The sequence below is a fragment of the Candidatus Woesearchaeota archaeon genome (genome assembly GCA_016928155.1).
In the GTDB taxonomy this organism is placed as follows: Archaea; Nanobdellota; Nanobdellia; order Woesearchaeales; family JAFGLG01; genus JAFGLG01.
On record JAFGLG010000001.1, the window covers coordinates 1 to 21,567 of the forward strand.

Below are 21,567 nucleotides of genomic sequence, written 5' to 3' on the forward strand. Positions count from 1 at the left end.
GATGAGGTTATGTTTGTTGCAGTGTTGTTCCAGACAGAAACATTCTGGCCATATTGGATTCCATCCAACAGCAAAGTGCATGATGCATTAGGGCTCAAGGAATCAGTATAGATGAACCCGAAATCAGTTGTGTTGTCTGATGTGTTGAAGCTGTTGACAGGACCTAATGCTGTAACAAGTGGATTCGTGTAATCAACTATGAACCGATATGTCACACTGGTGTCAGAGTTCAAAGCATTATCATAACAGGTAACATTCCAATAATGCAATCCTTCTGAGAGACCACCTATACCATCTGTGGCCCAAGAGTTGTTAACAGTTGGTGTTGGTGGGGCAGGAGGCAATCCATTCAGATTCAAGCTGCATTGCAGGAGAGGATCTATGTTATCCCAAGCTGTCCAATTCATCCAATATTCTGTTGCTTGAGAGTATGTATCATTACCAGGAGAATTAAGAACCACAGTTGGAGGTGTCCAGTCCACTTCAATATTACGATTTGTGCCATGCCCAACATTACCTGCAAGGTCTGTGCAGGAGATGTTGTATACATGATTGCCCTGGGGCATGATGGTTATTGAAAGATTTGTATCTGTGTAGTTGAGGACATGGAAGATAGTCAGTTCATGTCCTGCAGAAGCGTGCATTGAACATGAGGAATTTGGACTCAATGAGTCATTGAAATAGAATTCGACATCAACATTATTGAGTGAAGTATTGAAATTGTCCGGCGGACTGTCAGTATAATGGATAGAAGGGGCGACTGTATCTATCGTGATATTCCTCACTTCTGATTTCACAGTGTTGCCTGCAGAATCAGTGCAGTTGATATACCACTCATATTTCCCATCAGGTATCTCACTCTCAGGGATCAGGCTTGTCACAGAACCGTTTTCTGCTGACCCATTGTTTGAATAGAGGGAATCATCCAGGTAGAGCGAACAGTTGAGCGTCTCATCCAGGCTGTCAGATCCTGTGAAGTTGAAATATGTGAGATTGTCATTTGTGTAGTATTCATTGTCAGGATACCAGAGACTGACTGAAGGGCCCTGATTGTCGACAGTGAACACTCTTGTCTCTGAAACACCCCACTGGCCCGCATTGTCTGTGCAGTTCACATACCATTGATAGTAGCCATCACCAAATCCGCTGACTGTGGTGTTTGTATAGGAATTGTTGGCTGTCTGATGGCTGCTGTTCAGTGCGCCGTTGATGTAGAGGCCGCAGTCCAGCAGATTATCCTGGTTATCAGCCACACTCCAGTTGAATATATATGATGTATCTTGTGCATAAGTCTGGTTTGCAGGGCTTGGGTCGAGCAGGGTTATGACCGGCACCGTAGTATCGACAAAGGTATAACCGAGGATGGGACTCATGTTCTCGTGATAAGCCTTGTCCACAGTGGCTATCCTTATCGAATGGTTCCCATCGCCCAATGAAAGGGTGTGATTGGTCCTGTTGTCCGGTGTAGAGGCATTCAGCACATCGTCGATATATATCTTGTAATAACCCACACCTGAGCCAGTATCGACACCTGCGCTCCAGTTTATGAAGACAGCTGTATCATCGAAATCAGGGTGGGTCAGGGCTGCAGGATATCCTGGGTATTCTACATCCACTGATACATTGAATCCCGCCCTGTATTCTGAAAAAGTCTCGTTATCATTGACTGTGATGTTCCATTCATATTCCTTATCATAACTTGGGTTCCTTGCAGTCACAGTGAAGGTGAAGTTGCCTGTCTCAGACGGCTCGACATAGTACTGCGTATCATTCGCCTCGCATTTTATCCATCTCGGATCGATGCTTGCTGTCACTCCGCCGCCGAGAGGCCTCAAGGAACAGTGGTAATATTCACCTATATTGATGGTGAAATTGTCAGGCCACACTGTCGTGACATTGAAAGAGGCGGTGTTGGATGCATTGTTCTCAAATACCAGGGTCACAGTCTCATTCTCCCCGCCTGCAAACCACTTGTCGCCATAATATCCTGTGTACCAGTCGACAAGAGTAAGAGGGAAGAATTCTGACATTATGAAGGTCATTTCAGCATACCCTGTTATGTTGAGCTGCTTGGACTGGGCAGCATAACCAATGGAAGAGGCTTCCACAGTATAGTTTGTCTGATAGACAGTTGCTGTGCTGTTCTTTATGTATTCAGTCAGGATCTTCCTTGCTATCTGGCCGGATGAGTTGGTAAGCTCATCGAACACCTTGGAACCAATGTTGTTTCTTGCAGTGACATTCGCTCCCGGCAATGGACCTGATGAGTTGCTCACAGAGACATCAAGATACCACGAGACATTCGCTGAGGACAATCCATCTGTATTGAGGTCCACAAATGAGCAGTTCACGAGATGATTCGTCATGACAGAGCTGGCATTTGAATAGACATCGTCAACAGTCCCATTGAAGGATGAATCCACAAGCATCACATCCTGTGTATCATCAAGATAGACAGACTGGCTGTAGTTGCTTATGGTGCAGGAAGTCACATTCACGCTGCTGTTCCTGAAGAAGAACCCTTTGCTTCCTGTATCATCCCCCCCTGTCAGGGAGGATCCATTGCAGTCGACAAATATGTCTGAAGTGTTTATAATGACTACACCATTGTCATCAGTATCATTAATCATATAATCATCACGGCAGATGACTGTGTTCTCATTGAGATACACATTATCCCCTCTAAGAGTCCTGCAAGCAGGGTATTGGTGACCAAGCCCCAATATCGGCCCCTTATCCACCACAAGACTGCCCACATATCCATAATTCGCCTGACTGTAGGGATATTCTATTCCTGAATCGCCGAAACCATCGCTGTCTGAATCATTAATAAGCAGGAGATTGGTGAATACATCACTCCAATAATTGCCCTTGAATACACCTCCATCATTTATGTAGAACATATTTGATGAATCACCTGATGAAGCATGCACACGGCTCGTGCCTGAGAAATTATTGAAGAATATTGTGTTGTTTCCGCTGTCTGTGCCTATCAACAAACCATTAGTGTTGCTTAACAGGGTATTGTTGAATATCGAGTTGTTATCTGAACCTGTAAAGATATAGATGGGCCGGTGATTGCCATAAAAAAATGAATCTGAAATGTTATTGTAATCGGAATCTGTTAACACGAGCCCTGCCCTGGTCCTTGATACATTGATGCTGTCCAGGGTTGCATGGGAAGTATGGTACAGAGACAGCCCGTTATTGATACCTAAATCAGTGCCTCTCACTGTTATGTTGGTGAGATTTGAATAATCTGCATAATTCAGTATAAGCTGTGAGAACTCCATATCAGCAAGATTGACAGAATAATTGTACCACCCTATTGGCTTTCCGCGTGAACCGTTCACATTTGTCAGATTCTGATGAGATGATTGTAAAAGCCTATTGACATCATGCTGGGAATTATCCATGAAAATGCTGTCTGATATCCTGTTTCCCTCTGATTTGACAAAATTCAGGCCATAAAAATTATTGGATGAGTTGATATTTGTCAGTGTGGCATTATCTGTATATATCAATGCCAGCTGATTGTTCGCAAGGGCTCCTGAATCTCCCACAGTGACATTATTGATGATTGAGTGGTCAGCATTGCACAGCACCATCATTGAAGCCCTCTTATCTGCCAAATTGACAGTATTGTTATAGAACAACAGAGGATAGCCACCAGAGCCTGTGTTGTTCTCTATCCTGTTGCCGCATATACCAACAGGAGCATTCACATCGATAGAAAGGTCAAGAGTTCTGCTCCTATTCACTGAATTGTTATGCAGATAATTACCGGAGCTGGTACCAGTGATCTGTATCCCATAGTTAAAATAATCAAAATTGCAGCTCCTGAGCTCGATACCTGACCTGTCCGTGAGACGAACACCTATGCCGCGCGAAGCCACACCTTCCACAAAATGATTATTCCCGATGAAATTTGATCCATTGCAGTCCAGGATTGTGTCATTGGCTGTGAAATTGAAGATCCCATTCTCATCTGTGTCATTCACCTGATATGTGCCTGGGCAGATGAGTGTGTTGGCATTAATCAAAAAATTGTCGGTTATACCATTGGCACTCAGATTAGAGATATTCAAACACGGTCCAAACTCCACACCCATCGGCGCGAAGAGGCTGCCGAAATAGGTGATGTTCGCCCAGACCACTTTGTTCAAGGTGTCAACACCCTTTGACTCGAAGAAAGAATCATTTATCCACTCTCCTGCCGATGAGTTATACTTCCATATCTGCAGAGTCGATTCATCAACACCACCCAAGTCTGATTCGTTGTAGGAGAAGTTGATGTAAATCCAGGAATCACCACTAGTGTTCGTGATATTGAGATAATGACTAATGTTAAGATAACCGATAGGATCAGGTGGAACGTCAGTTATGTTGCTGAGACTAAAATTTTGACCGAAAAATGACAGCTGATTGTTATCAATAGTGATATCAGCAAACCTGTTATCTGTAGCATACCCATCATAGATTACATCATATGATGCGCCTACGCTCAGGTTAGTGAAATTGGCCCCCGTAGCATTATATAGGTAAATACCATAGCGGCCATTGGCATGGATGTCTGAATCTCTGATTACTGTACCTGAGGAGCTAATTATCTCAACACCCCACCTCTCACTTGAATATATTGTTGAGCCGATGATGGTGTTGTAATTGGAGGCATCCCCAATGTAAAGTGCATCATAGTTAGGACTTGAATTCATGAGTGAATCAGTAATCACATTATAAGAGCTGTTGTAGAACTCCACTGCATAATACCCAGCTTTGGCAATCATGCCAGAAATATTATTATGATTAGAACCGTAATCAAGCATCAATCCTTGATCCTGTGCAATTCCAGTGCAATTGAATATCTTATTATAAGAACTATCCTCCAAATATATCCCATAATCATTATTTGAAGCCTGTCCTGTAGAGTTGAGTATTGAATTGTTCGAGCTTGCTTCCAGACTGATCCCATAGCTTTCAGCAGCATATCCAGTTGAATTGACAATGGAATTATTTGAGCTTGACAGAATGAAAATGCCTCTCTCCCAGGAAGAGTTCCCCAATGAATTTAGTATCCTTGAGTTATTTGTATTATTCAGGAAAATAGCCGGACTGTAATCAGTCACGTTGCATTTCTCTATGGTTATGCCGCTCAGACCGTTAGCATAAATGCCGTATGCATCAGAGGCCCCTCCCCCACCTATAATAAGAGATCCGTTGCAGTCCAATATTATATTATCAGATGTGAAATTGAAGATCCCATTGGCATCTGTGTCATTGATGGGATAAGTCCCGGGGCACAGTACAGTGTCGCCTGTGAGTGGGGTATTATCGAGTACAGGGGCCATGCATGATCTGATTGTTACCTCATTGCTGCACACCTCAATTCCAAGGTCATATCCGTCATAAGGTGTGACACAGGCCTGCCATGTCTCGCCTGCAGATGTGAATATGCTTGTCAGGGTGTCTGCCAGGGCAACCCCGTCATGATTGTTATCGCTGATGAAGCCGTCTTTGTATTTTACAGTGGAAAGGTCATAATCCACACCGGATGCAACATAGCCCGCGACATAGATATTTCCTGAAGCATCAACCTCTGTAGCCCATGCCTCCCCTCCTCCGGCTTTGGTGATGTTCCATATCTGTTTGCCTTCATCATTATACTTGAAAGTCATCAGATTGTCGCTGACACCAAGATCTGAGACTCCGGAAAAATATATGTAGCCTAGACTGTCGACTGCTAAACCTGCTGCATAATCATCTCCGCCGCTGTCATAGGTCACATCCCAATTATAATTCCCCCCACGACCATATTTGACAGTGATGATGTCATAATCTCCGCTGCCATTGACCTGGCCTGTGACATAGACATTCCCTGAATCATCAGCATCGACACGCCAGCCGTAATCATCTTCTCCGCCGCTGTCATAAGTCGCATTCCACTGATAATCCCCGCTGCTGTTGTACTTGACAACCAGGATATCTGAGTCTCCGCCGGTCTCTGCCCCCCCGGAGATATAGAGATTGTCTGAATCATCGATTGCGAGATCCCACGCATAATCCTGCCCGCCGCTGTCAAAATTCACATCCCAGATATAGCTGCCAGTATCATCATACTTGAATATCACAAAATCGTTTTTGTTTGTGCCGTCTATGTATGAAAATCCGCCAACATAGATATTACCTTCTGAATCGACAACTATGCCTGTTGGCACATCATTATTGCTGCCCCCGCTGTCATATGTCATATTGAACTGGTAATCCCCGGTGCTGTTGTATTTGAAGGTCAGCATTGTGTACTTGGTTCCGTTATGGGATTCTCCTGTGAAATAGACATCGCCGGCCGCATCGGTAGTGACTGCATAGATACTGTCATCATAACCGCCATCATAATCCTCGGTCCATAATATGTTCCCTCCAGCGTCATATTTTACGATCTGGAAATCTGGTGTCGCACCGACAGACACCTCTCCTGCTGTGTACACATTGCCAAGAGGATCCACAGCGATGCCCCACGCATAATCATCAGTGCCTCCGCTGTTGTATGTCGCATCCCACATCTCTGCGACGAATATCTCGCTGTCCCTGTACCACTCACCGAAATAGGTTATGTTGTCACCGTCGATATCATACCCATCGGCGGACAGGGTTAGGTTCTCATGTGTGTAGTTCGTCAGGTATAAGCCTGCCAGCACAGATGATGAAAGCACAGGAGGATTGTTAGTCGCCCTTTTCCAGTCAAGTATCGGACCATAGTCATAAACATTGCCGACCACATTGCCATATGAGGAATTGTAAGGGTATTCAGGGCCTGAATCGCCGAAACCATCCAGGTCTTTGTCTGTCACATCTACAGATTTGATGTCATCCCAGTAATTGCCGTGCGGGACTCCTGTGGAGTTGTCAAAGAAACGGTTTGAGATAGGAAATGGCTCAAGCACAGTGCTGTTGGCATGCACGTGATTGTCAGTGAAGTTGTTGAGGAAGAATATATTGTTGTATGTCAGACCGGCCATCATTATCCCAATGAGGTCATTGCCGTACAGGTGGCTGCTCTTCACTGTATTATTGTTGCCTTGGAGATCAATGCCTATCTTGTTTCCGGATATGGTGCAGCCGGTTATGTTTGTCAGGTTCATGTCGCTTGTCAGGATGCCTCTGCCCCTATTATTTGAGATATCTGTATGATTGATGGCACTGTCTGACAAATGTGTGATATTCATTCCATGGAAATTGTCTGTCAGATGGTTATCATGGATAAGCAGCCTGAGAGCCTCAGGGATCGCCATGCCTATGCTGTTATTGAAGAAACTGTCATGCAGGAGAGCAGAATCATTTGCCTTCTCCAGATTAGCTCCGTGGGTATAATTGGCAAATGTGCAGTTCTTCACAGTGATATTGTGCTGTTCAAGGATGAACAATCCGGATCCTGAACCATTGCCTATGAATGATGAGCCGTTGCAGTCCAGCACAACATCATCCACTGAGAAATTGAATACTCCGTTCCGGTCTGTGTCATTCCTGTAGTAAGTATCATAACATAGTATGATGTCCTGATCAACAAGAGTATTATCAAGATCAGGCGTGACACATTGCGCAGAGACAAGGGAAGCGAAGAAGGGTATCAAGATTAGTAATACTAGAATAAATAAGACTCTATCACGTCTTTTTTTCTGCAATTCCACACCCCTTTAATAACCTCAGATGAGGTTTTCCCCAAAAAATTTAAATTCATTTATGGCAGATCATATTTAAAGGTTTTGCTTTGTTTAAAAATATCCAGAAAAAAATCATAAATATTTAATCAAAAAAAATTAGCACTTTGGAGTGCTCAATGCTTTGCAACATCATATAAGGCTCTCAATGATGCGATCGCTGCACCAGGCGCCACGAAGCTGACCACATATTTCAGGAACAGGTCAAAGTACCAGTGGCTCCAGATAGTGAGGAGCGAACTTCCTGCAATCATGAATGTGATCGATGCTATCAGATACAGTGATATCTCACTGTCTGTGATGTTCAGCAGCCCGACAATTATACCCAATATACCAAGGACCAGCACCCATGTCGCAAAATATGTTGCCCCGAAGAACGGCACAACAATTGAAATAATCAGGCCGACCAAGAAAGCCCAGACCCCTAATCTCGCCTTACCTTTTTTTGCCATAAAATACCACCTCTTGCATTTCTTAGACTTATCCAGTCTCTAGCAGGTCATTTCTTCTCAGGATAGTGAGTGCTTTCCATGGTGGTCTCGACAGGCTTCTGGATTATCCTGTTCTCGAGCACCACCTTCGATCTCTTTGAAACATTGTAGCTGGAGTTAATGTTATGCATGAACTTCCGCATCCAGAACTCCTCATCCTTGCAGAATCTCATGAGGATCATAATGGGTGAGGAGTATATATAATTTACCCACAATCATGCTCAAAGATCAGGCCAGCAAAGAATAGCACCGATTTGCAACTATCCAGGGAAGAAGACACCATAAGCAATATTTAAAAAGAATGAGATTCTGAAGCACAAAAAAAGGTGATATCATGGATAACTCAATGAATAGCTCAATGGTTAAACCAATCAAGCAAACCAACAAACCAATGAACAGACCAACAAATAAACCAATCAGGCAAACCAACAAACCAATGAACAGACCAACCAATAAATCAATCGACAGACAGGTCAATAAATCGCAGAAAGATGCACGAAAAAGGATCGACCAGAGGGTCGGCGTCTTTGTCGACATCCAGAACATGTACTATTCTGCAAAGAATCTTTATGGCAAGAAAGTCAATTTCGAACAGGTCATCAGGATAGCAGAAGCAGAAAGGTCACTGATAAGGGCAATAGCTTATGTGATCAAGACAGATATCAAGGAAGAGGAGCACTTCCGCACAGCCCTCAGGAACATCGGCTTCGAGGTCAAGGCAAAGGACCTCCAGATATTCCCGGGAGGCGCTAAGAAAGGGGACTGGGATGTCGGCATCGCGATCGACATGATAGAGCTTGCCCCCAAGCTTGATGTCGCTGTCCTCGTGAGCGGTGACGGCGATTTCATACCTCTTGTGGAGCATCTTAAGAAGGCGATGGGCTGCAGGGTTGAAGTGATCGCATTCGGGAGCTCGACAAGCGGAAAGCTCAAAGAGGTCGCTGACGATTTCATCGATCTGGAGCCGTTCAAGAACAAAGTGCTGAGAAAATGAGGATAAGATGAATTTCGAGGATTCACTTAGGAAAGAGCTTGAAGGCGTGCCTGACGCAGAGCAGGTATTCGACAGCATCGTCAAGCTTGACCTGCTCAGAGCGAGGAAAGAGACAGACAGGCTTATATCCCAATCAGGGGGCGGACCCCTGAATCCCAGACTTAGACTGCTCAGGGCATACATCAGCATGGGCCTGCATGACCATGAAGAGGCCATATGCCTGCTGAAAGAACTCCTCAGGATAGATCCTGAGGATTACTACTGCCACTATTTCTACGGCATCTGCCTGCGCAACCTGAACTATCCGTGGGAAGCCCTGAAATATTTCGAGAAGGCGAGATCCATCGACGACAACGATAAGGTCAATGAGCAGATACACAACACACAGGGCATCATCAAGGTTGCAGAGAGCAAGGCACTGCAGCTGGTGGCATTCAGGATCGTGCCTGAAAAATACAGATTCATGGGGTGATAATATGGTTACAGAAGTGAATGCGAGCAATTTTGAGAAGGAGGTCGCCAACGAGAAAATGCCGGTCCTGATGGATTTCTGGGCGCCATGGTGCGGGCCATGCCAGATGATGGGGCCTGTATTCGCAGAGCTGTCAAAGGAATTCACAAACAAGATAAAATTCGTCAAGATAAATGCCGACGAGAACAGAGAGCTCGGCGCGAAATACGGCGTCAGGGGGATACCCTGCTTCATACTGGTGAATGACAGCGAAGAGGTCGAAAGATTTGTCGGATCGCAGAGCATGGAAGACATGAGAAGGAAACTCGATATCGCGCTCACGAAGATAAATATGTGATTTTTATCTTTTTTTGCTAATTCTGCTTTCTTTGCCCTGGACTTCTATTTGCTGGAAAATTCAGGAGGGGATGACATGTCTTATCAGGATTTGCTTTGCGGATCCGGCCAGAACCTCTTGGATTTTCTGTAATGGCAGACGCGTCGTCAGAGGATGCTGCGAAGCAGTAAAGGTCCGGTCCATCCAGAAGCACAAGAAAAGAAAAAGCAAGAAAAAATCAGAAGACAATATCGTTCTTTACAGAATTCAGCCACTGCTTGGCTGTCTCATCAGCCTCTGCCCTGTCTTTCGCAAGACCAGAGATCAAAAGCTCCTCGGAAATCAGCTTTAACTCATCTAAGTATACCTTTTCATCCATTAATACCATCAAAACACCCCCAATCGCAGGATTAGGTATCAGGTATATAAATTTAGCGGAAACAGTCTATCTATCCCCAAACATATATACTCAACAAAAGGCAGGTATAACCCAAAGGGTAAGGATATACATAAGTCCCACACATAAGTTCTTCACATAAGTCCTGCATCGGATTTCATGATAAGCAGTAGAAAAATAATTGCAGAAAACAAAATCACTTTAAAAAATTATCAAAACAGATGATATCTTATTTTCAGATTGCCTTCATGTCTGTAAATATGGGACCAACTTCAACAACTGCAGCACATTTTGAATTCAAATGCTCAGTAAATTTATAGGAATATTTTTGTCTTTTTTTGTGATCCAGAATTTCTATCTCGTCTAAGTGGTTTTCCTTGATATTGGACGAAGTCCTTTCTAGTGAACAGATTAAGGAAAAAATCTCCCCTATATCCGATTATTACATCTTAATAGTAGTAACATAATAGAAAGATTTATATATAAATACAAACTCAATAGCGAATAGCACCATGGTATTAGATATATCGACATATCCAACACTTGATGATATTTCTCGTCTAGTCATAAACCCGGACAGATTTGACCCTAAAGCATTTTCACAGGTTGCTAGCGCATTTGGGACTGAAGAGATGGAAAATCCATTTGGGGCCACTGAAGAGATGGTTGGGCATGTAAAATACATAAGGGATATGAATACTGATGTTCAGAAGCTGGAAGCTCTGATAGATCTGTTTTCTAGTGAAGATACTATTGAAAGACAGGTGGAGATAGAAGTTCCGAGTGCACTTAATTTTATTCGCAACTCAAAACCCAAAAAAAAGGTGATTATTGAAAAAACCCGGCCAGTCAGGATGTATTATGATACTAACAAGATTGAAGCAAGAAATGCAAGGGAATTGTTTGAATATGCCATGAAAAATAGAGAAGTTCCTGCTGTGTGTCTGGAAAATACCTTGCTATGGTTAGCATTTGGCAATGCGGTGGGGCTTAAAGTGGGAGCATATGAGATTCCTACACGGGAAATAACAATAAATGGAGAAAAGAAAGGTAATGTGGAGGAGCATAGAAACCATATTGTCCCGGTAGTCTTCATCAAAGGAAAGGAAAAATATCATGCGATAAAGATTGAAACACCAATTAAGGGTAATCGAGCTGAATTGGTGCAACAATTTACAAATTATAGAAGTCATTCTTGTCATACCCTAGTCTTGGCATATATGAATAATTATAAGGTAAGTCTGCAGGAGAAGGCTTTGACATTGATAAAAAGAACAAAAACAATTAATGAGATGTTAAGGATGAATGTTGATGCTAATAATCTCTTGCTTAGAAACCAAGCCATTCAGTTATATTTTGATGAAAAATATAATGAAGCATTGCCATTATTGGAAAGATTACAGAGAGAACATGAGAAGAAACATGGAAAAAACAAAGGTTCACATGCTGAAGCGCTGATGTACAAAGGAAAGACCCTTTTTAAACTTGGCAGATATGATGAGGCAATTGAAGCATTTAAGGAATTTCTTCCGACTGATTTTAGTGACAAATTCTGGGAATTCCAGAGATATCACATGACCCCATCATTTGACTACGAAGCTGATTTTTCTGGTTATAGAGGAATTCGTGATTCTTCTGCTATTGCTCAGATGATGGTTATGTGGGGATCAAGCCTAGAAGACAAGCTCCCGGAAGGACAGAAACTGTCTGCAGAAGAACAACAATTGAAAGACAAATTGTATAGATATGCAATAGAGTTTGGCTTCAGAAATACGGATTTAATGCAAGAGATATTATCTCAGGATATGGATAATACATCAAAAAGTAATACCGGAAGATCATTGTACAACTCAGAAGAGCTACAGCGACATTATGTTTTGTTGCTACATTGGTTGGTGGAAGATTATCAGCAGGCAAAAGCAAGTGATAATCCCGAGGGTCTGAATCAAGCAAGGGAAGATATATTCAATTTCATGTTTACAACCATGAACTTTTATGTTGATTACGATAAGTTCTTGACAGCTTTTCCTAGTAAATTCATGACCACAAAGAAATTATTAAAAATGATAATATCTAATCCTAAGATGAAAGAGAGAGTAGAATCGCATGGAAAGGTGATTGAAATTATTGGTACTGAACAATACCATAAGATGCTTTCTGACAAACCCTGGGACTTTGACATCAAAGATGTTGTAGAAAATACGCCATATCCCCTAAGTAGAGATCTATCAAAATATGATTCAACGAGAAGACTTGTTGGTTTGAATGATTCATAATTGAAAATTAACAGCTTGTAAAAATATTCTTCAACTGACAGAACCTTTGCTCATGTCCAAACCTATCATGCATGAAAAAACACAGGTCATAAGAAACCTGTCCCAATTTGGGATATCAATTAGCTTCAGTTTGATGATAGAGATACAACAACATAATTCTGATAAAACAGAAAAAAATCTTCAGTGTTCATTTCTTGAATGAATACTCGAACTGGTTCCTCTTTCCTGAGATCCTGAACTTGATGAGTTTCGACTTCCTCAGCTTCTTCAGGCTCATTGTGACAGAACCCAAAGAGATGCCAATCTGCTCAGAAATCTCGCGGGAAGTGAACCATTTAGTAGGATGCTTCTTCAAAAAATCGTAAATCTCCTGTTGGCCCATTACCCCACACCTCTTTTAAATTTAAAAATTTACATTTAAAAATATGTTCCATTATATAAACTTTTATTATCACTGAGTTATAGGCCTAGGCTTCTGGACAATCTGACGAAACCCATTTAAAGCAGGCCTGCAAGTTGTTTATAAAGGTCTGAGAATGAGAGGGAAAAAGAGAGTGAAAGAGAGCGCTAAGACTAATAATAGGACCAATAAGAGAACCAATAAGAGAACTGATAAGAGGATCAATAAGAGAACTGAAACCAGAACTGCAGAAAGCAGATATTCATCAGTAAACAAGGCAGCAGGACAGGAGCAGGCTGTACTTGCTCCCGGAATCAAGGTCGTTGAACTGGAGCCAAAGAAAAGGAGGGATTTTCCTCTTGCACCGCTTCTGCTCATTATCATCATCCTCATCCTGATCTCATTTGCCCCGGCAATCATGAGGGAGAGCAGTGAACATCATGCAGATCTGCACTTCATTGACATGAAAGACTATCCGAAATATTCCGAGAAGGGCAATGCAGTTGATTTCACATTCCGCATAGACAATGATGAGGAAGATGAGAATGAATACAGGGTGAGGATGACTATCGGCTATTTCGGCGGCGCTGAGGAGATCGGGCATGAGACGCTCAGGCATATCGACGAGTTCCAGATTGACTGTACAGAGAACCTGACACGGCTGAAGGAGACCATATCCAAACTTGAGAATATCACTGTCCCTGCAGCAGAATTCCTGGAGAGCATAAGTGATGATCCTGACCTGAAAAGGCAGGCTGAAGGATTCCTGGAGCATTATGGGAACAAAGAAAGGCCTGAAGTCATCGACGAGTTCAGCACAAGGATCAGCAGGCATACCAAGAAGACATTCTTCAAGCAGGCTGTGATGAACCAGGATTTCGAGAAGGCGAAGGTGACAGTGGCGCTGGACAGCGGGCAGAGCATTCACTTCTGGATATATGCGGCAGACAGCCTCTATCATTATGAGGATATAGGCTACAGGAGCACAGCATGCATACCTGATGCTGTTGACATATCATGGCAGGAATTGGGCATGATAAGGTTTGAGTATGACAGCAGGATAGGGACAGATCACAGGCTCAGGCTTTTTATCGACGGAAAAGAGGCTGAATCTGACCTTTCTGCACCGATCCCTGCGGATCTTGGGCAGGGATACCACGTGATCGATCTCGTGCTTGAGTACGATGCTCAGATACCCATCGATGTAGACAGATACTTCGAGCTCATCTCAGCAGATGCCAACGGAAGAGAGATACCATCCAGCGCAATAGTCCTGGACCTGGGCAAGATGCCATATGCGCTCGACTGCAATGATGCATTCAGCAATGGGCTCAGGCTCTATGAGGCAGGTGCATACCGTTTCAGGGTGAAGATAAGATGAGGAAAGCATACCCGGGACTCATGTTCGGCACTGCAGGCATACCTCTCTCGACTGAAGTCAGGACGACAGAGAACGGGATTGCAAGGGTGAAGGAGCTTGGGCTCTCTGCGATGGAGCTGGAATTTGTGAGACAGGTCAATATCAAAGAGAACAAGGCACCATCGGTGAAGAAGGCCGCTATTGGGAATGGAGTCTTCCTGACCTGCCACGGGCAGTATTTCATCAACCTGAACTCGCTGGAGAAGGCGAAGACAGAAGCGAGCATGGACAGGATATTCAAGGCCGCCAGGATTGCATATCTCTGTGGTGCGGATTCCATGACATTCCACGCTGCCTATTATATGAATATTGAAAATCAGAAGGTTTATGCCACAGTGAAGAGGAACCTCGGAGCAGTCATCAGGAGGCTGAAGGATGAGAGCATCGATATCTGGATCCGGCCTGAGACGACAGGCAAGGCGACGCAGTTCGGCGATGTGGATGAGATAGTGAAGTTGAGCCAGGACCTCGAAAATGTCCTCCCTTGCGTGGACTTCACCCACCTTTTTGCCAGGAGCATCGGCAAGGTGAATTCAAGAGATGACTTCAGCGAAGCGCTTGCAAAGATCGAGAAAGGCCTCGGGAGCCAGGCACTGAAGAACATGCACATACACATGTCCGGCATGAATTACGGGCCGAAAGGAGAGAGGAACCACCTTGTCCTGAAGGAATCAGAGTTCAACTATAAGGCTGTCCTGGAATCGCTCAAGGGATTCAAGGCAGCCGGCGTCGTCATCAGCGAGAGTCCTAACATAGAGGATGATGCATTGCTCATGAAAAGGACATATGAAAAGCCAGGATGATATGATATGACGGAAAAATATATATGGAGGTGCGGCCATTGCGGTCTGGAGGTCAATTCAGAGACATTGCCTGAAGGGATCAGGAAGAAGCACAAGGACTGCAGGTTCAGGAGATACAAGGTCAGGAAAGAGCATAATCCGCTGGAGAATGTCTTGGACTACCTACATGAGCATGAGAAAGAGCTTGAACACAAGCACAGTGCAGATTCATGCAACTGCGATGATTGAAGCATAAAAAGAGGTGCAATTATGAAGATCGCATTTTTTGAGATAAAGGAAGGGGAAGAGGAGCACATAAGGGACAACCTGAAAGGCCATGAGCTCCTGTTCTTCAGGGAGACCCTTACAGCAGAGAACGCTGACAGGGTCGCTGATGTCGACGGGATATCTGTGTTCATCTATTCGAGAGTCGACCCAGAGGTGCTCGGCAAGCTCAGGAACCTGAAGATTGCTGCCACAAGGAGCACAGGATTCGACCATATCAACCTCGAGGAGTGCGAGAAGCGGGGGATCACTGTCTGCAATGTCCCATTCTACGGCGAGAACACAGTGGCAGAGCATACTTTCGCGCTGATACTTTCGCTCTCAAGGAAGGTGCACAAGAGCTATGTCAGGACACTGAATGACAATTTCTCGATCGAAGGACTGGAGGGATTCGACCTCAAAGGCAAGACCATCGGTGTTGTCGGCTGCGGACACATCGGACTCCATGTCGCAAGGATCGCCAAGGGATTCGGGATGAAAGTGCTTGCATTCGATCTCCACAGGGATGAGTTCCTCTCGGAGGTCATAGGATTCGATTATGCCACAATGGATGATATATTCACGAAGAGCGACATAATATCACTGCATGTGCCGTACAACAAATACACTCATCATCTGGTGAATGAGGAATCATTCAAGAAGATGAAGCCCGCCGCAATTATCGTCAACACAAGCAGGGGAGGCGTAATTGACACTGACGCGCTGCTGAAAGCCCTGCTTGACAAGAAGATTGCAGGGGCAGGCCTGGATGTGATAGAAGGTGAAGAGCTCATAAAGGAAGAGAAGGAACTCCTGCACAAGGAAGAGACCAACGAGAGGCTCATACAGGTCATGAAGGATCTCAAGATACTGCATAATGAGAATGTGGTGTTCACACCGCACAATGCATTCAATTCACAGGAGGCATTGATGAGGATATTGAACACTTCAATACAGAATTTAATCGTTTTTGAGCAAAAGAAGCCTGAAAATCTCGTAAAATTGCATAAATAAGCATTATTTTTATTCTTTTCCTAAATCATCATAGTAAATTTTGTATCTTACTGGTGGTAACATTTATATATAATTTATGCATCCTCCTTTCCATGAAATACCTGGGTTTTGAACTGAACTGGAACAGGAGATTCATGGAGAACATAAACTCCAGCTATAATGTGAGCAGAAGAAGCAAGGCAGTGCTGGAAAACAAGATACTCCAGAAGCCTGTCGAAGTCACAGTCGATGACCCGCACATGCACGGAGACAAGGGCACAGTCCAATTCTGAATGCCTATCCCGGATTCTTCTAGAGATCCAATTCGCCGACATACTCAAACGCATAGAAAGCGGCAGTCACCCCTTCTGAAACACCTGTTATGGCCTGCTTGAATCCGGAATCGGTCACATCACCTGCAGCAAAGACACCGGGGACATTTGTCTCTGACTTCCTGTTTATCAGGATCTCGCCTTTCTTATTTGTCTCGACACCAAGAGGCTTTGCGATATCTGAATTCGGGACGGCACCTATTGCAACAAAGACACCATCGACCTGGAACTCCTTTGATCCATTGAAAGCATTGTCAAAGACCACAGAGGTCAACCCGGACTTGTCTCCCTTGAATTCGGTGATGTTCGTGCTGAAAATATATCTTATATTCTGCGCCTTCTTCAGCCTTGCCATATTTATCGGCTCAGGCCTTGTCAGCTCAGGCTTCCTATAGACAATGAAGACCTCATCCGCCACTTCAGAAAGATGCAGCGCCTCCTTGACAGCAGAGTCAGAGCCTCCGACAATTATTACCCTCTTGCCCTTGTAGAAGAAGCCGTCGCAGAGCGCGCAGTAATGGACACCCTTGTTCCTGAACTCGTCATGGCCAGGCACTTTCAGCTCCCTCCATCTTGCGCCTGTGGCAAAGCATAAAGACTTCCCCAGATACTCACCAGAAGCTGTCTTGACATTGAATCCCTTTCCTGATCTGCTGACTTCAACAACCCGCTCATTCTTCATCTCGACAGAATAATCCAGGGCATGCTCCTTGATCCTGTCAGCGAGCTCGATACCCGCAATCTTCTTGAACCCGGGATAATTCTCGACAACATCAGTCAGAATTATCGTCCCTCCGGGAGACTCAGCAATCACCAAGGCCTTCAGGTTCATCCTTCCGGCATACATTGCAGCAGCATATCCTGTGACGCCGCCCCCGATCACAATAAAATCATATTCCATGAGACCACCTCAGCACATTTTCAGCCCAATTTTTATAAATTTGATGGTTTGCCGGCAAATCCCTGCCAAATATTTATATACCCATCCAAGAAAATGACAATAACATGGTGAAGATGATCATAACATTCGACAGGCAAAGCTGCATAGGTGCAGGAGCATGCGAAGTCGTCGATCCAGAGCACTGGAAAATCGTCTCTGACGGCAAAGCAGACCTGATAAATGATGACCCGAAACCTGTCCAGAAGGACGGCAAGTGGGTGCTGGAGCTTGACGGGACATATTATGACAAAGCCAAGTACGAGAAAGCCAAGGAAGCAGAGTCCGCTTGCCCGGCCCAAGCGATAAAAGTTGAGAAGGTGGAATGATGGTACTGATAACAAAAGAGATGAATCTTGGTGAGATAGCAACAAAGTATCCTTCTACGATAGATATCATGTTTGAACACGGACTGCACTGCATCGGATGTGCAGCTGCCAGGTTTGAGACGCTTGAGATGGGCGCCAGGGCGCATGGGATGGATGATGCGCAGATTGATGAGTTTGTCGATGCGCTGAACAAGGCAGCGCAAAAAGATAAGGGAAAAAAGTAAAAATTTAAATATCACTTCTGAGCGGGATGGACAAATGGCCATTGCTTACTTGAGTTTGGGCACAAATGACGGAAATCTGAAAAAACATATCGATGAGGCAATCTCGCATATCTCCAGGCACTGCAAGATACTGAAGAAGAGCAGCCTCTACCGGGCCCAACCTAAAGATGAGGGAGCGCCACATTTCATAAACTGCGTCCTCAAGATACACACAGACTTCAACCCTTACAAGCTGCTTGAGTTCGTGCAGAGCATAGAGAAGCAGCTGAGGCAGCAGAAACTGCTTTTCTTAAGGTCGCATAAGACAATAGACATCGACATCCTGTTCTACGACGACCTCATACTGGTAGACGAGAAGATAGTCATACCACACCCCAATCTCCACAAAAGGAACCATATCCTCGTGCCATTCGCTGAGATTGAACCGGATTTTGTGCATCCCCTGCACAACAAGAAGATAAGCTCCTATGAGCTTGATGATAAGATGGTTCTCAGGATCCAAGCGCTTTAGGTAAAATTTATAAATTAACCGGCTTCTTTTCCAGACAAATGCCCCGTTGGTGTAGTCCGGCCAATCATTTCGGATTTTCGAGATGATGAGGCTTTGCTGCCTCATATCAAAAACATCCGAAGACTCGGGTTCAAAAGCGTGACAAGAGAAGATCTTTCACAATGAAATTCCCGGACGGGGCATGGTATTTTGATTTTTAACAGAGTATTCTCATTTTTAACAAAGCAGGGAGACTGAGCAGGATCATGCAGATTTCTTCACTGATACCTGACGAAAGACAAAGCTCTACTAAAACCGGGTTAATATTACAAAGGCATATAAACATCACACACTTCCTTTTACCAAAAAACGAGTGATTATAGATGAAAGACGATCTTGAATCCCTGCTCAAAAACATAATTGAGACCATGCATGGCACAGATCACCCACTTCTTGAAAGGATCCAGCTTGCGTTAAGCCACAGCCAGAAATACAGCCAATTATTCGAGGACCTCGGCAACCCTGTCTATTTCAGCACACCAGACGGAAGATTGGCAGATTTCAATCCTGCAATGGAATCATTCACAGGATATACAAGAGAAGAGCTTCTTGGGATGAATATCAGGGACCTCTGGGCGAATCCTGAAGACAGGAGAGCGTTCATATCTGAGATTGAACAGAAAGGAGAGGTTGTCAGATACCCTGCAAGGCTCAGGAAAAAAGACGGGAGCACGCCAGACTGCTGGCTGACAACAACCAGGTCATCCAATCACGCGGGCATGCCGGAATACCGCGGGGTGATACAGGATGTCACAGAACAGACAAGACTGATGGCTGCATTGAGAGAAGGCGAAGAGAGGCTGCATGCAGTGGTCGCAAATTTCCAAGGCATCATGTATTCGACAGACAAAGAAGGCATATTCATCCTCTCTGAAGGGAAGGCGCTGGAGAAGCTCGGCCTGAAGCCGGGACAGGTACTGGGCACATCAGCCATTGAGATGTACAAAAATTATCCTCAGGCAGTCAGCGGGCTGAAGGAGGGCCTGGCAGGAAAATATAACAGAGGGGTAGTGACTGTCGAGGGTGCCTCTGGAAACGTGATCTTCGATGTCATCAACACACCCCTGTTCGACCCTGACGGCAAGGTGATCGGGCTGCACGGGACTGCTGTCGACATAACAGAAAAGGTGAAGGCCCAGGAAGCTGTCAGGGAACTGCTCGAACAGAAGGAACGCCTTATCGAGAGCCAGCAGCAGGCATTGTACACAGATTCGGTCACACAGCTCCCGAATTTCGACAGGATGATCAGCAAAGATTTTCCGGAGGAGATCGCAAGACTGGCTGCCGGAGGACAGTCAACATACCTTGGGCTCAATATAGACGGGTTCAAGGAGATAAATGCAAGCGTGGGACACGAAAGGGCGAATGATCTTCTCAGAACCCTAGCAGAAGATGCCCAGAAAGCCCTTGACAGAAGAGGCAGGCTTTTCAGTCTCGGTGGGGACAAGTTCGGCATCCTGCTGCCAGGATGCAGGGTAAATGAAACAGGCAGGATAATCCAGGCCCTGCAGAAAATCACCAGACCGACATACAATGTAGGGGAGTTGGTATTTGACAATCTTGGGTACACCATAGGCGCAGTCCCTGTGGCAGGAGACATGAGCCCATCTGAGATAAAGAACCTTGCAGAGCTGCTCATCAGTTACGGGAGAGACAGCAGCAAGACGACTGTGATATTCAATCCAGACGATGAAAACCTAATCAGATATCTGGAGAATGAGCAGATCTACATGATCTATACCCAGGCAATAAAGAATCCTGATGACAATTTTGTGCTTTACGGACAACCAGTAGCATGCCTGCCGATCATCAGGGATAATGGAGGCCTCAGGTACAAGACTGAATGGGTCGAAGTGCTTGTCAGGATGATACATGAAGAGGACGGCCACACGACATTAATAACCCCAGGGGAATTCATCGGAAGGGCAGAAAAAGTAAGGCATATCAATATGATCACGCCGCTGGATCATTGGACAATCGACAGGGTTTTAGGCATCCAAAGCAGGAACGGGCATGCATACAGCATAAACATATCCGGAAGATCAGTAAGTTCAGATCTTGTCAGATACATCAAGGAGAAGACATCTGAACACCGGGCTGATCCTGGGATGATAGGGCTCGAGTTCACAGAGACGGTCGCCACAAAAGACTGGGACAGCCTGGAGGAACACATCAGAGAACTGCATGGCCTGGGATTCAAGATAATCATCGATGATTATGGAAGTGAAAATCACCAGATGAGACACCTGTTCAGGATACAGGGGCTTGTCAGCGTGGTGAAAGTTGATAAAGATGTCATGATGAGGGCCATGCCAGGACAGGACTTCGGCACAAGATTGCTCAAAGATGTGGTTGAAGCAGCAAAGGAATATAATATAAGGACTGTTGCAGAAGGACTTGAAACCCCGGCATTGCTGGGTGCAGCAGAGAAAATAGGATTTGACCTTGGCCAAGGATATCTTATCAAAAAACCCATCCCTATCGCAGGGTTCACTGATTCTTGAGGAAACAATTGTTTATAAATAAAGCATAAGATCCTGGTCTCATCAGGACTAAAGCATCAGGATTCCATGGCATCAGATCTTGATATTGAACCCAAATTTCGTTACCTTTATAAACAGCATCAAAAAACCAGATGTCATAATGAAAAGAAGCTCCAGAAGATGGAAGAAGAA

General features: G+C 44.6%; 19 protein-coding genes and 1 tRNA gene. 14 read left to right on the forward strand and 6 right to left on the reverse strand.

The window, feature by feature from the left end; all coding sequences use genetic code 11:
• The 3 genes from JW968_00005 to JW968_00015 form a co-directional block, all read right to left on the reverse strand.
• On the reverse strand, positions 1 to 7,679 hold a 7,679-nt coding region (locus JW968_00005), incomplete at its 3' end, for a right-handed parallel beta-helix repeat-containing protein (GenBank protein ID MBN1385344.1).
• Between the two features lie 152 nt (positions 7,680 to 7,831).
• Positions 7,832 to 8,167 (reverse strand): hypothetical protein, encoded by a 336-nt coding sequence (locus JW968_00010; GenBank protein ID MBN1385345.1) that lies wholly within the window; start codon positions 8,165 to 8,167, stop codon positions 7,832 to 7,834.
• Positions 8,168 to 8,214: 47 nt separating this feature from the next.
• Positions 8,215 to 8,379 carry a hypothetical protein gene (locus tag JW968_00015; GenBank protein ID MBN1385346.1) on the reverse strand — a complete coding sequence of 55 codons (165 nt, stop codon included), beginning with the start codon at positions 8,377 to 8,379 and terminating at the stop codon, positions 8,215 to 8,217.
• A 263-nt stretch (positions 8,380 to 8,642) separates the two neighbouring features.
• On the opposite strand from JW968_00015, the gene JW968_00020 reads away from it, so the two are divergent.
• The 3 genes from JW968_00020 to trxA are packed head-to-tail and all read left to right on the forward strand — an operon-like array spanning position 8,643 to position 10,009.
• A complete protein-coding gene (locus JW968_00020) occupies positions 8,643 to 9,200 on the forward strand; it encodes an NYN domain-containing protein (protein MBN1385347.1) in 558 nt (185 codons plus the stop codon).
• 7 nt (positions 9,201 to 9,207) lie between these two features.
• On the forward strand, positions 9,208 to 9,672 hold the full coding sequence (locus JW968_00025) for a hypothetical protein (GenBank protein MBN1385348.1): 465 nt from the start codon (positions 9,208 to 9,210) through the stop codon (positions 9,670 to 9,672).
• A 4-nt stretch (positions 9,673 to 9,676) separates the two neighbouring features.
• Positions 9,677 to 10,009, forward strand: coding sequence for a thioredoxin (trxA, locus tag JW968_00030; protein MBN1385349.1), 333 nt, complete (start codon positions 9,677 to 9,679; stop codon positions 10,007 to 10,009).
• Between the two features lie 217 nt (positions 10,010 to 10,226).
• On the opposite strand, the gene JW968_00035 is transcribed toward trxA, so the two are convergent.
• Entirely contained in the window at positions 10,227 to 10,376 is a 150-nt protein-coding gene (locus JW968_00035) for a hypothetical protein (GenBank protein ID MBN1385350.1), read from the reverse strand.
• Positions 10,377 to 10,897: 521 nt separating this feature from the next.
• Between JW968_00035 and JW968_00040 the strand changes: the two genes are divergently transcribed.
• Positions 10,898 to 12,661, forward strand: a complete 1,764-nt coding sequence (locus tag JW968_00040) for a tetratricopeptide repeat protein (protein MBN1385351.1) — start codon at positions 10,898 to 10,900, stop codon at positions 12,659 to 12,661.
• A 187-nt stretch (positions 12,662 to 12,848) separates the two neighbouring features.
• Here the strand turns inward: JW968_00040 and JW968_00045 are convergent, their stop codons facing one another.
• Complete coding sequence (locus tag JW968_00045; GenBank protein MBN1385352.1) at positions 12,849 to 13,043, reverse strand: winged helix-turn-helix transcriptional regulator; 195 nt, start codon at positions 13,041 to 13,043, stop codon at positions 12,849 to 12,851.
• Between the two features lie 154 nt (positions 13,044 to 13,197).
• Here JW968_00045 and JW968_00050 point away from each other — a divergent pair, with 154 nt between their 5' ends.
• From JW968_00050 to JW968_00070, 5 genes are all read left to right on the forward strand, one after another.
• Positions 13,198 to 14,442 carry a hypothetical protein gene (locus JW968_00050; protein ID MBN1385353.1) on the forward strand — a complete coding sequence of 415 codons (1,245 nt, stop codon included), beginning with the start codon at positions 13,198 to 13,200 and terminating at the stop codon, positions 14,440 to 14,442.
• On the forward strand, positions 14,439 to 15,284 hold the full coding sequence (locus tag JW968_00055) for a TIM barrel protein (protein ID MBN1385354.1): 846 nt from the start codon (positions 14,439 to 14,441) through the stop codon (positions 15,282 to 15,284). The genes JW968_00050 and JW968_00055 overlap by 4 nt, the downstream gene beginning before the upstream one ends.
• A 6-nt stretch (positions 15,285 to 15,290) precedes the next feature.
• The gene (locus JW968_00060; protein MBN1385355.1) at positions 15,291 to 15,512 is read left to right on the forward strand and encodes a hypothetical protein; all 222 of its coding nucleotides are present in this window, start codon (positions 15,291 to 15,293) and stop codon (positions 15,510 to 15,512) included.
• Positions 15,513 to 15,515: 3 nt separating this feature from the next.
• Positions 15,516 to 16,541: a hydroxyacid dehydrogenase gene (locus JW968_00065; GenBank protein MBN1385356.1), complete on the forward strand. Its 1,026-nt coding sequence runs from the start codon at positions 15,516 to 15,518 to the stop codon at positions 16,539 to 16,541.
• 92 nt (positions 16,542 to 16,633) lie between these two features.
• On the forward strand, positions 16,634 to 16,813 hold the full coding sequence (locus JW968_00070) for a hypothetical protein (GenBank protein ID MBN1385357.1): 180 nt from the start codon (positions 16,634 to 16,636) through the stop codon (positions 16,811 to 16,813).
• A 19-nt stretch (positions 16,814 to 16,832) separates the two neighbouring features.
• Here JW968_00070 and JW968_00075 read toward each other — a convergent pair whose 3' ends face one another.
• Positions 16,833 to 17,753: an FAD-dependent oxidoreductase gene (locus tag JW968_00075; GenBank protein ID MBN1385358.1), complete on the reverse strand. Its 921-nt coding sequence runs from the start codon at positions 17,751 to 17,753 to the stop codon at positions 16,833 to 16,835.
• Positions 17,754 to 17,857: 104 nt separating this feature from the next.
• On the opposite strand from JW968_00075, the gene JW968_00080 reads away from it, so the two are divergent.
• The 5 genes from JW968_00080 (at position 17,858) to JW968_00100 (ending at position 21,396) form a co-directional block, all read left to right on the forward strand.
• Positions 17,858 to 18,118, forward strand: coding sequence for a ferredoxin (locus JW968_00080; protein MBN1385359.1), 261 nt, complete (start codon positions 17,858 to 17,860; stop codon positions 18,116 to 18,118).
• The gene (locus JW968_00085; protein MBN1385360.1) at positions 18,118 to 18,342 is read left to right on the forward strand and encodes a DUF1858 domain-containing protein; all 225 of its coding nucleotides are present in this window, start codon (positions 18,118 to 18,120) and stop codon (positions 18,340 to 18,342) included. The genes JW968_00080 and JW968_00085 overlap by 1 nt, the downstream gene beginning before the upstream one ends.
• Before the next feature lie 34 nt (positions 18,343 to 18,376).
• A complete protein-coding gene (folK, locus tag JW968_00090) occupies positions 18,377 to 18,853 on the forward strand; it encodes a 2-amino-4-hydroxy-6-hydroxymethyldihydropteridine diphosphokinase (GenBank protein ID MBN1385361.1) in 477 nt (158 codons plus the stop codon).
• 40 nt (positions 18,854 to 18,893) lie between these two features.
• Positions 18,894 to 19,035: transfer RNA gene (locus JW968_00095), tRNA-Glu, on the forward strand.
• A gap of 180 nt (positions 19,036 to 19,215) precedes the next feature.
• The gene (locus tag JW968_00100; protein MBN1385362.1) at positions 19,216 to 21,396 is read left to right on the forward strand and encodes an EAL domain-containing protein; all 2,181 of its coding nucleotides are present in this window, start codon (positions 19,216 to 19,218) and stop codon (positions 21,394 to 21,396) included.
• Positions 21,397 to 21,567: the final 171 nt, after the last annotated feature.

Excerpts from the sequence above, each read along its gene's own strand:
- JW968_00100 (MBN1385362.1), top strand. The coding sequence starts at position 19,216 with ATGAAAGACGATCTTGAATCCCTGCTCAAAAACATAATTGAGACCATG.
- JW968_00015 (MBN1385346.1), bottom strand. The coding sequence starts at position 8,379 with ATGAGATTCTGCAAGGATGAGGAGTTCTGGATGCGGAAGTTCATGCAT.
- JW968_00085 (MBN1385360.1), top strand. The coding sequence starts at position 18,118 with ATGGTACTGATAACAAAAGAGATGAATCTTGGTGAGATAGCAACAAAG.
- JW968_00080 (MBN1385359.1), top strand. The coding sequence starts at position 17,858 with ATGGTGAAGATGATCATAACATTCGACAGGCAAAGCTGCATAGGTGCA.
- JW968_00045 (MBN1385352.1), bottom strand. The coding sequence starts at position 13,043 with ATGGGCCAACAGGAGATTTACGATTTTTTGAAGAAGCATCCTACTAAA.
- folK (MBN1385361.1), top strand. The coding sequence starts at position 18,377 with ATGGCCATTGCTTACTTGAGTTTGGGCACAAATGACGGAAATCTGAAA.
- JW968_00060 (MBN1385355.1), top strand. The coding sequence starts at position 15,291 with ATGACGGAAAAATATATATGGAGGTGCGGCCATTGCGGTCTGGAGGTC.
- JW968_00075 (MBN1385358.1), bottom strand. The coding sequence starts at position 17,753 with ATGGAATATGATTTTATTGTGATCGGGGGCGGCGTCACAGGATATGCT.
- JW968_00070 (MBN1385357.1), top strand. The coding sequence starts at position 16,634 with ATGAAATACCTGGGTTTTGAACTGAACTGGAACAGGAGATTCATGGAG.
- JW968_00025 (MBN1385348.1), top strand. The coding sequence starts at position 9,208 with ATGAATTTCGAGGATTCACTTAGGAAAGAGCTTGAAGGCGTGCCTGAC.
- JW968_00010 (MBN1385345.1), bottom strand. The coding sequence starts at position 8,167 with ATGGCAAAAAAAGGTAAGGCGAGATTAGGGGTCTGGGCTTTCTTGGTC.
- JW968_00040 (MBN1385351.1), top strand. The coding sequence starts at position 10,898 with ATGGTATTAGATATATCGACATATCCAACACTTGATGATATTTCTCGT.
- JW968_00035 (MBN1385350.1), bottom strand. The coding sequence starts at position 10,376 with ATGGTATTAATGGATGAAAAGGTATACTTAGATGAGTTAAAGCTGATT.
- JW968_00050 (MBN1385353.1), top strand. The coding sequence starts at position 13,198 with ATGAGAGGGAAAAAGAGAGTGAAAGAGAGCGCTAAGACTAATAATAGG.
- JW968_00020 (MBN1385347.1), top strand. The coding sequence starts at position 8,643 with ATGAACAGACCAACCAATAAATCAATCGACAGACAGGTCAATAAATCG.
- JW968_00055 (MBN1385354.1), top strand. The coding sequence starts at position 14,439 with ATGAGGAAAGCATACCCGGGACTCATGTTCGGCACTGCAGGCATACCT.
- trxA (MBN1385349.1), top strand. The coding sequence starts at position 9,677 with ATGGTTACAGAAGTGAATGCGAGCAATTTTGAGAAGGAGGTCGCCAAC.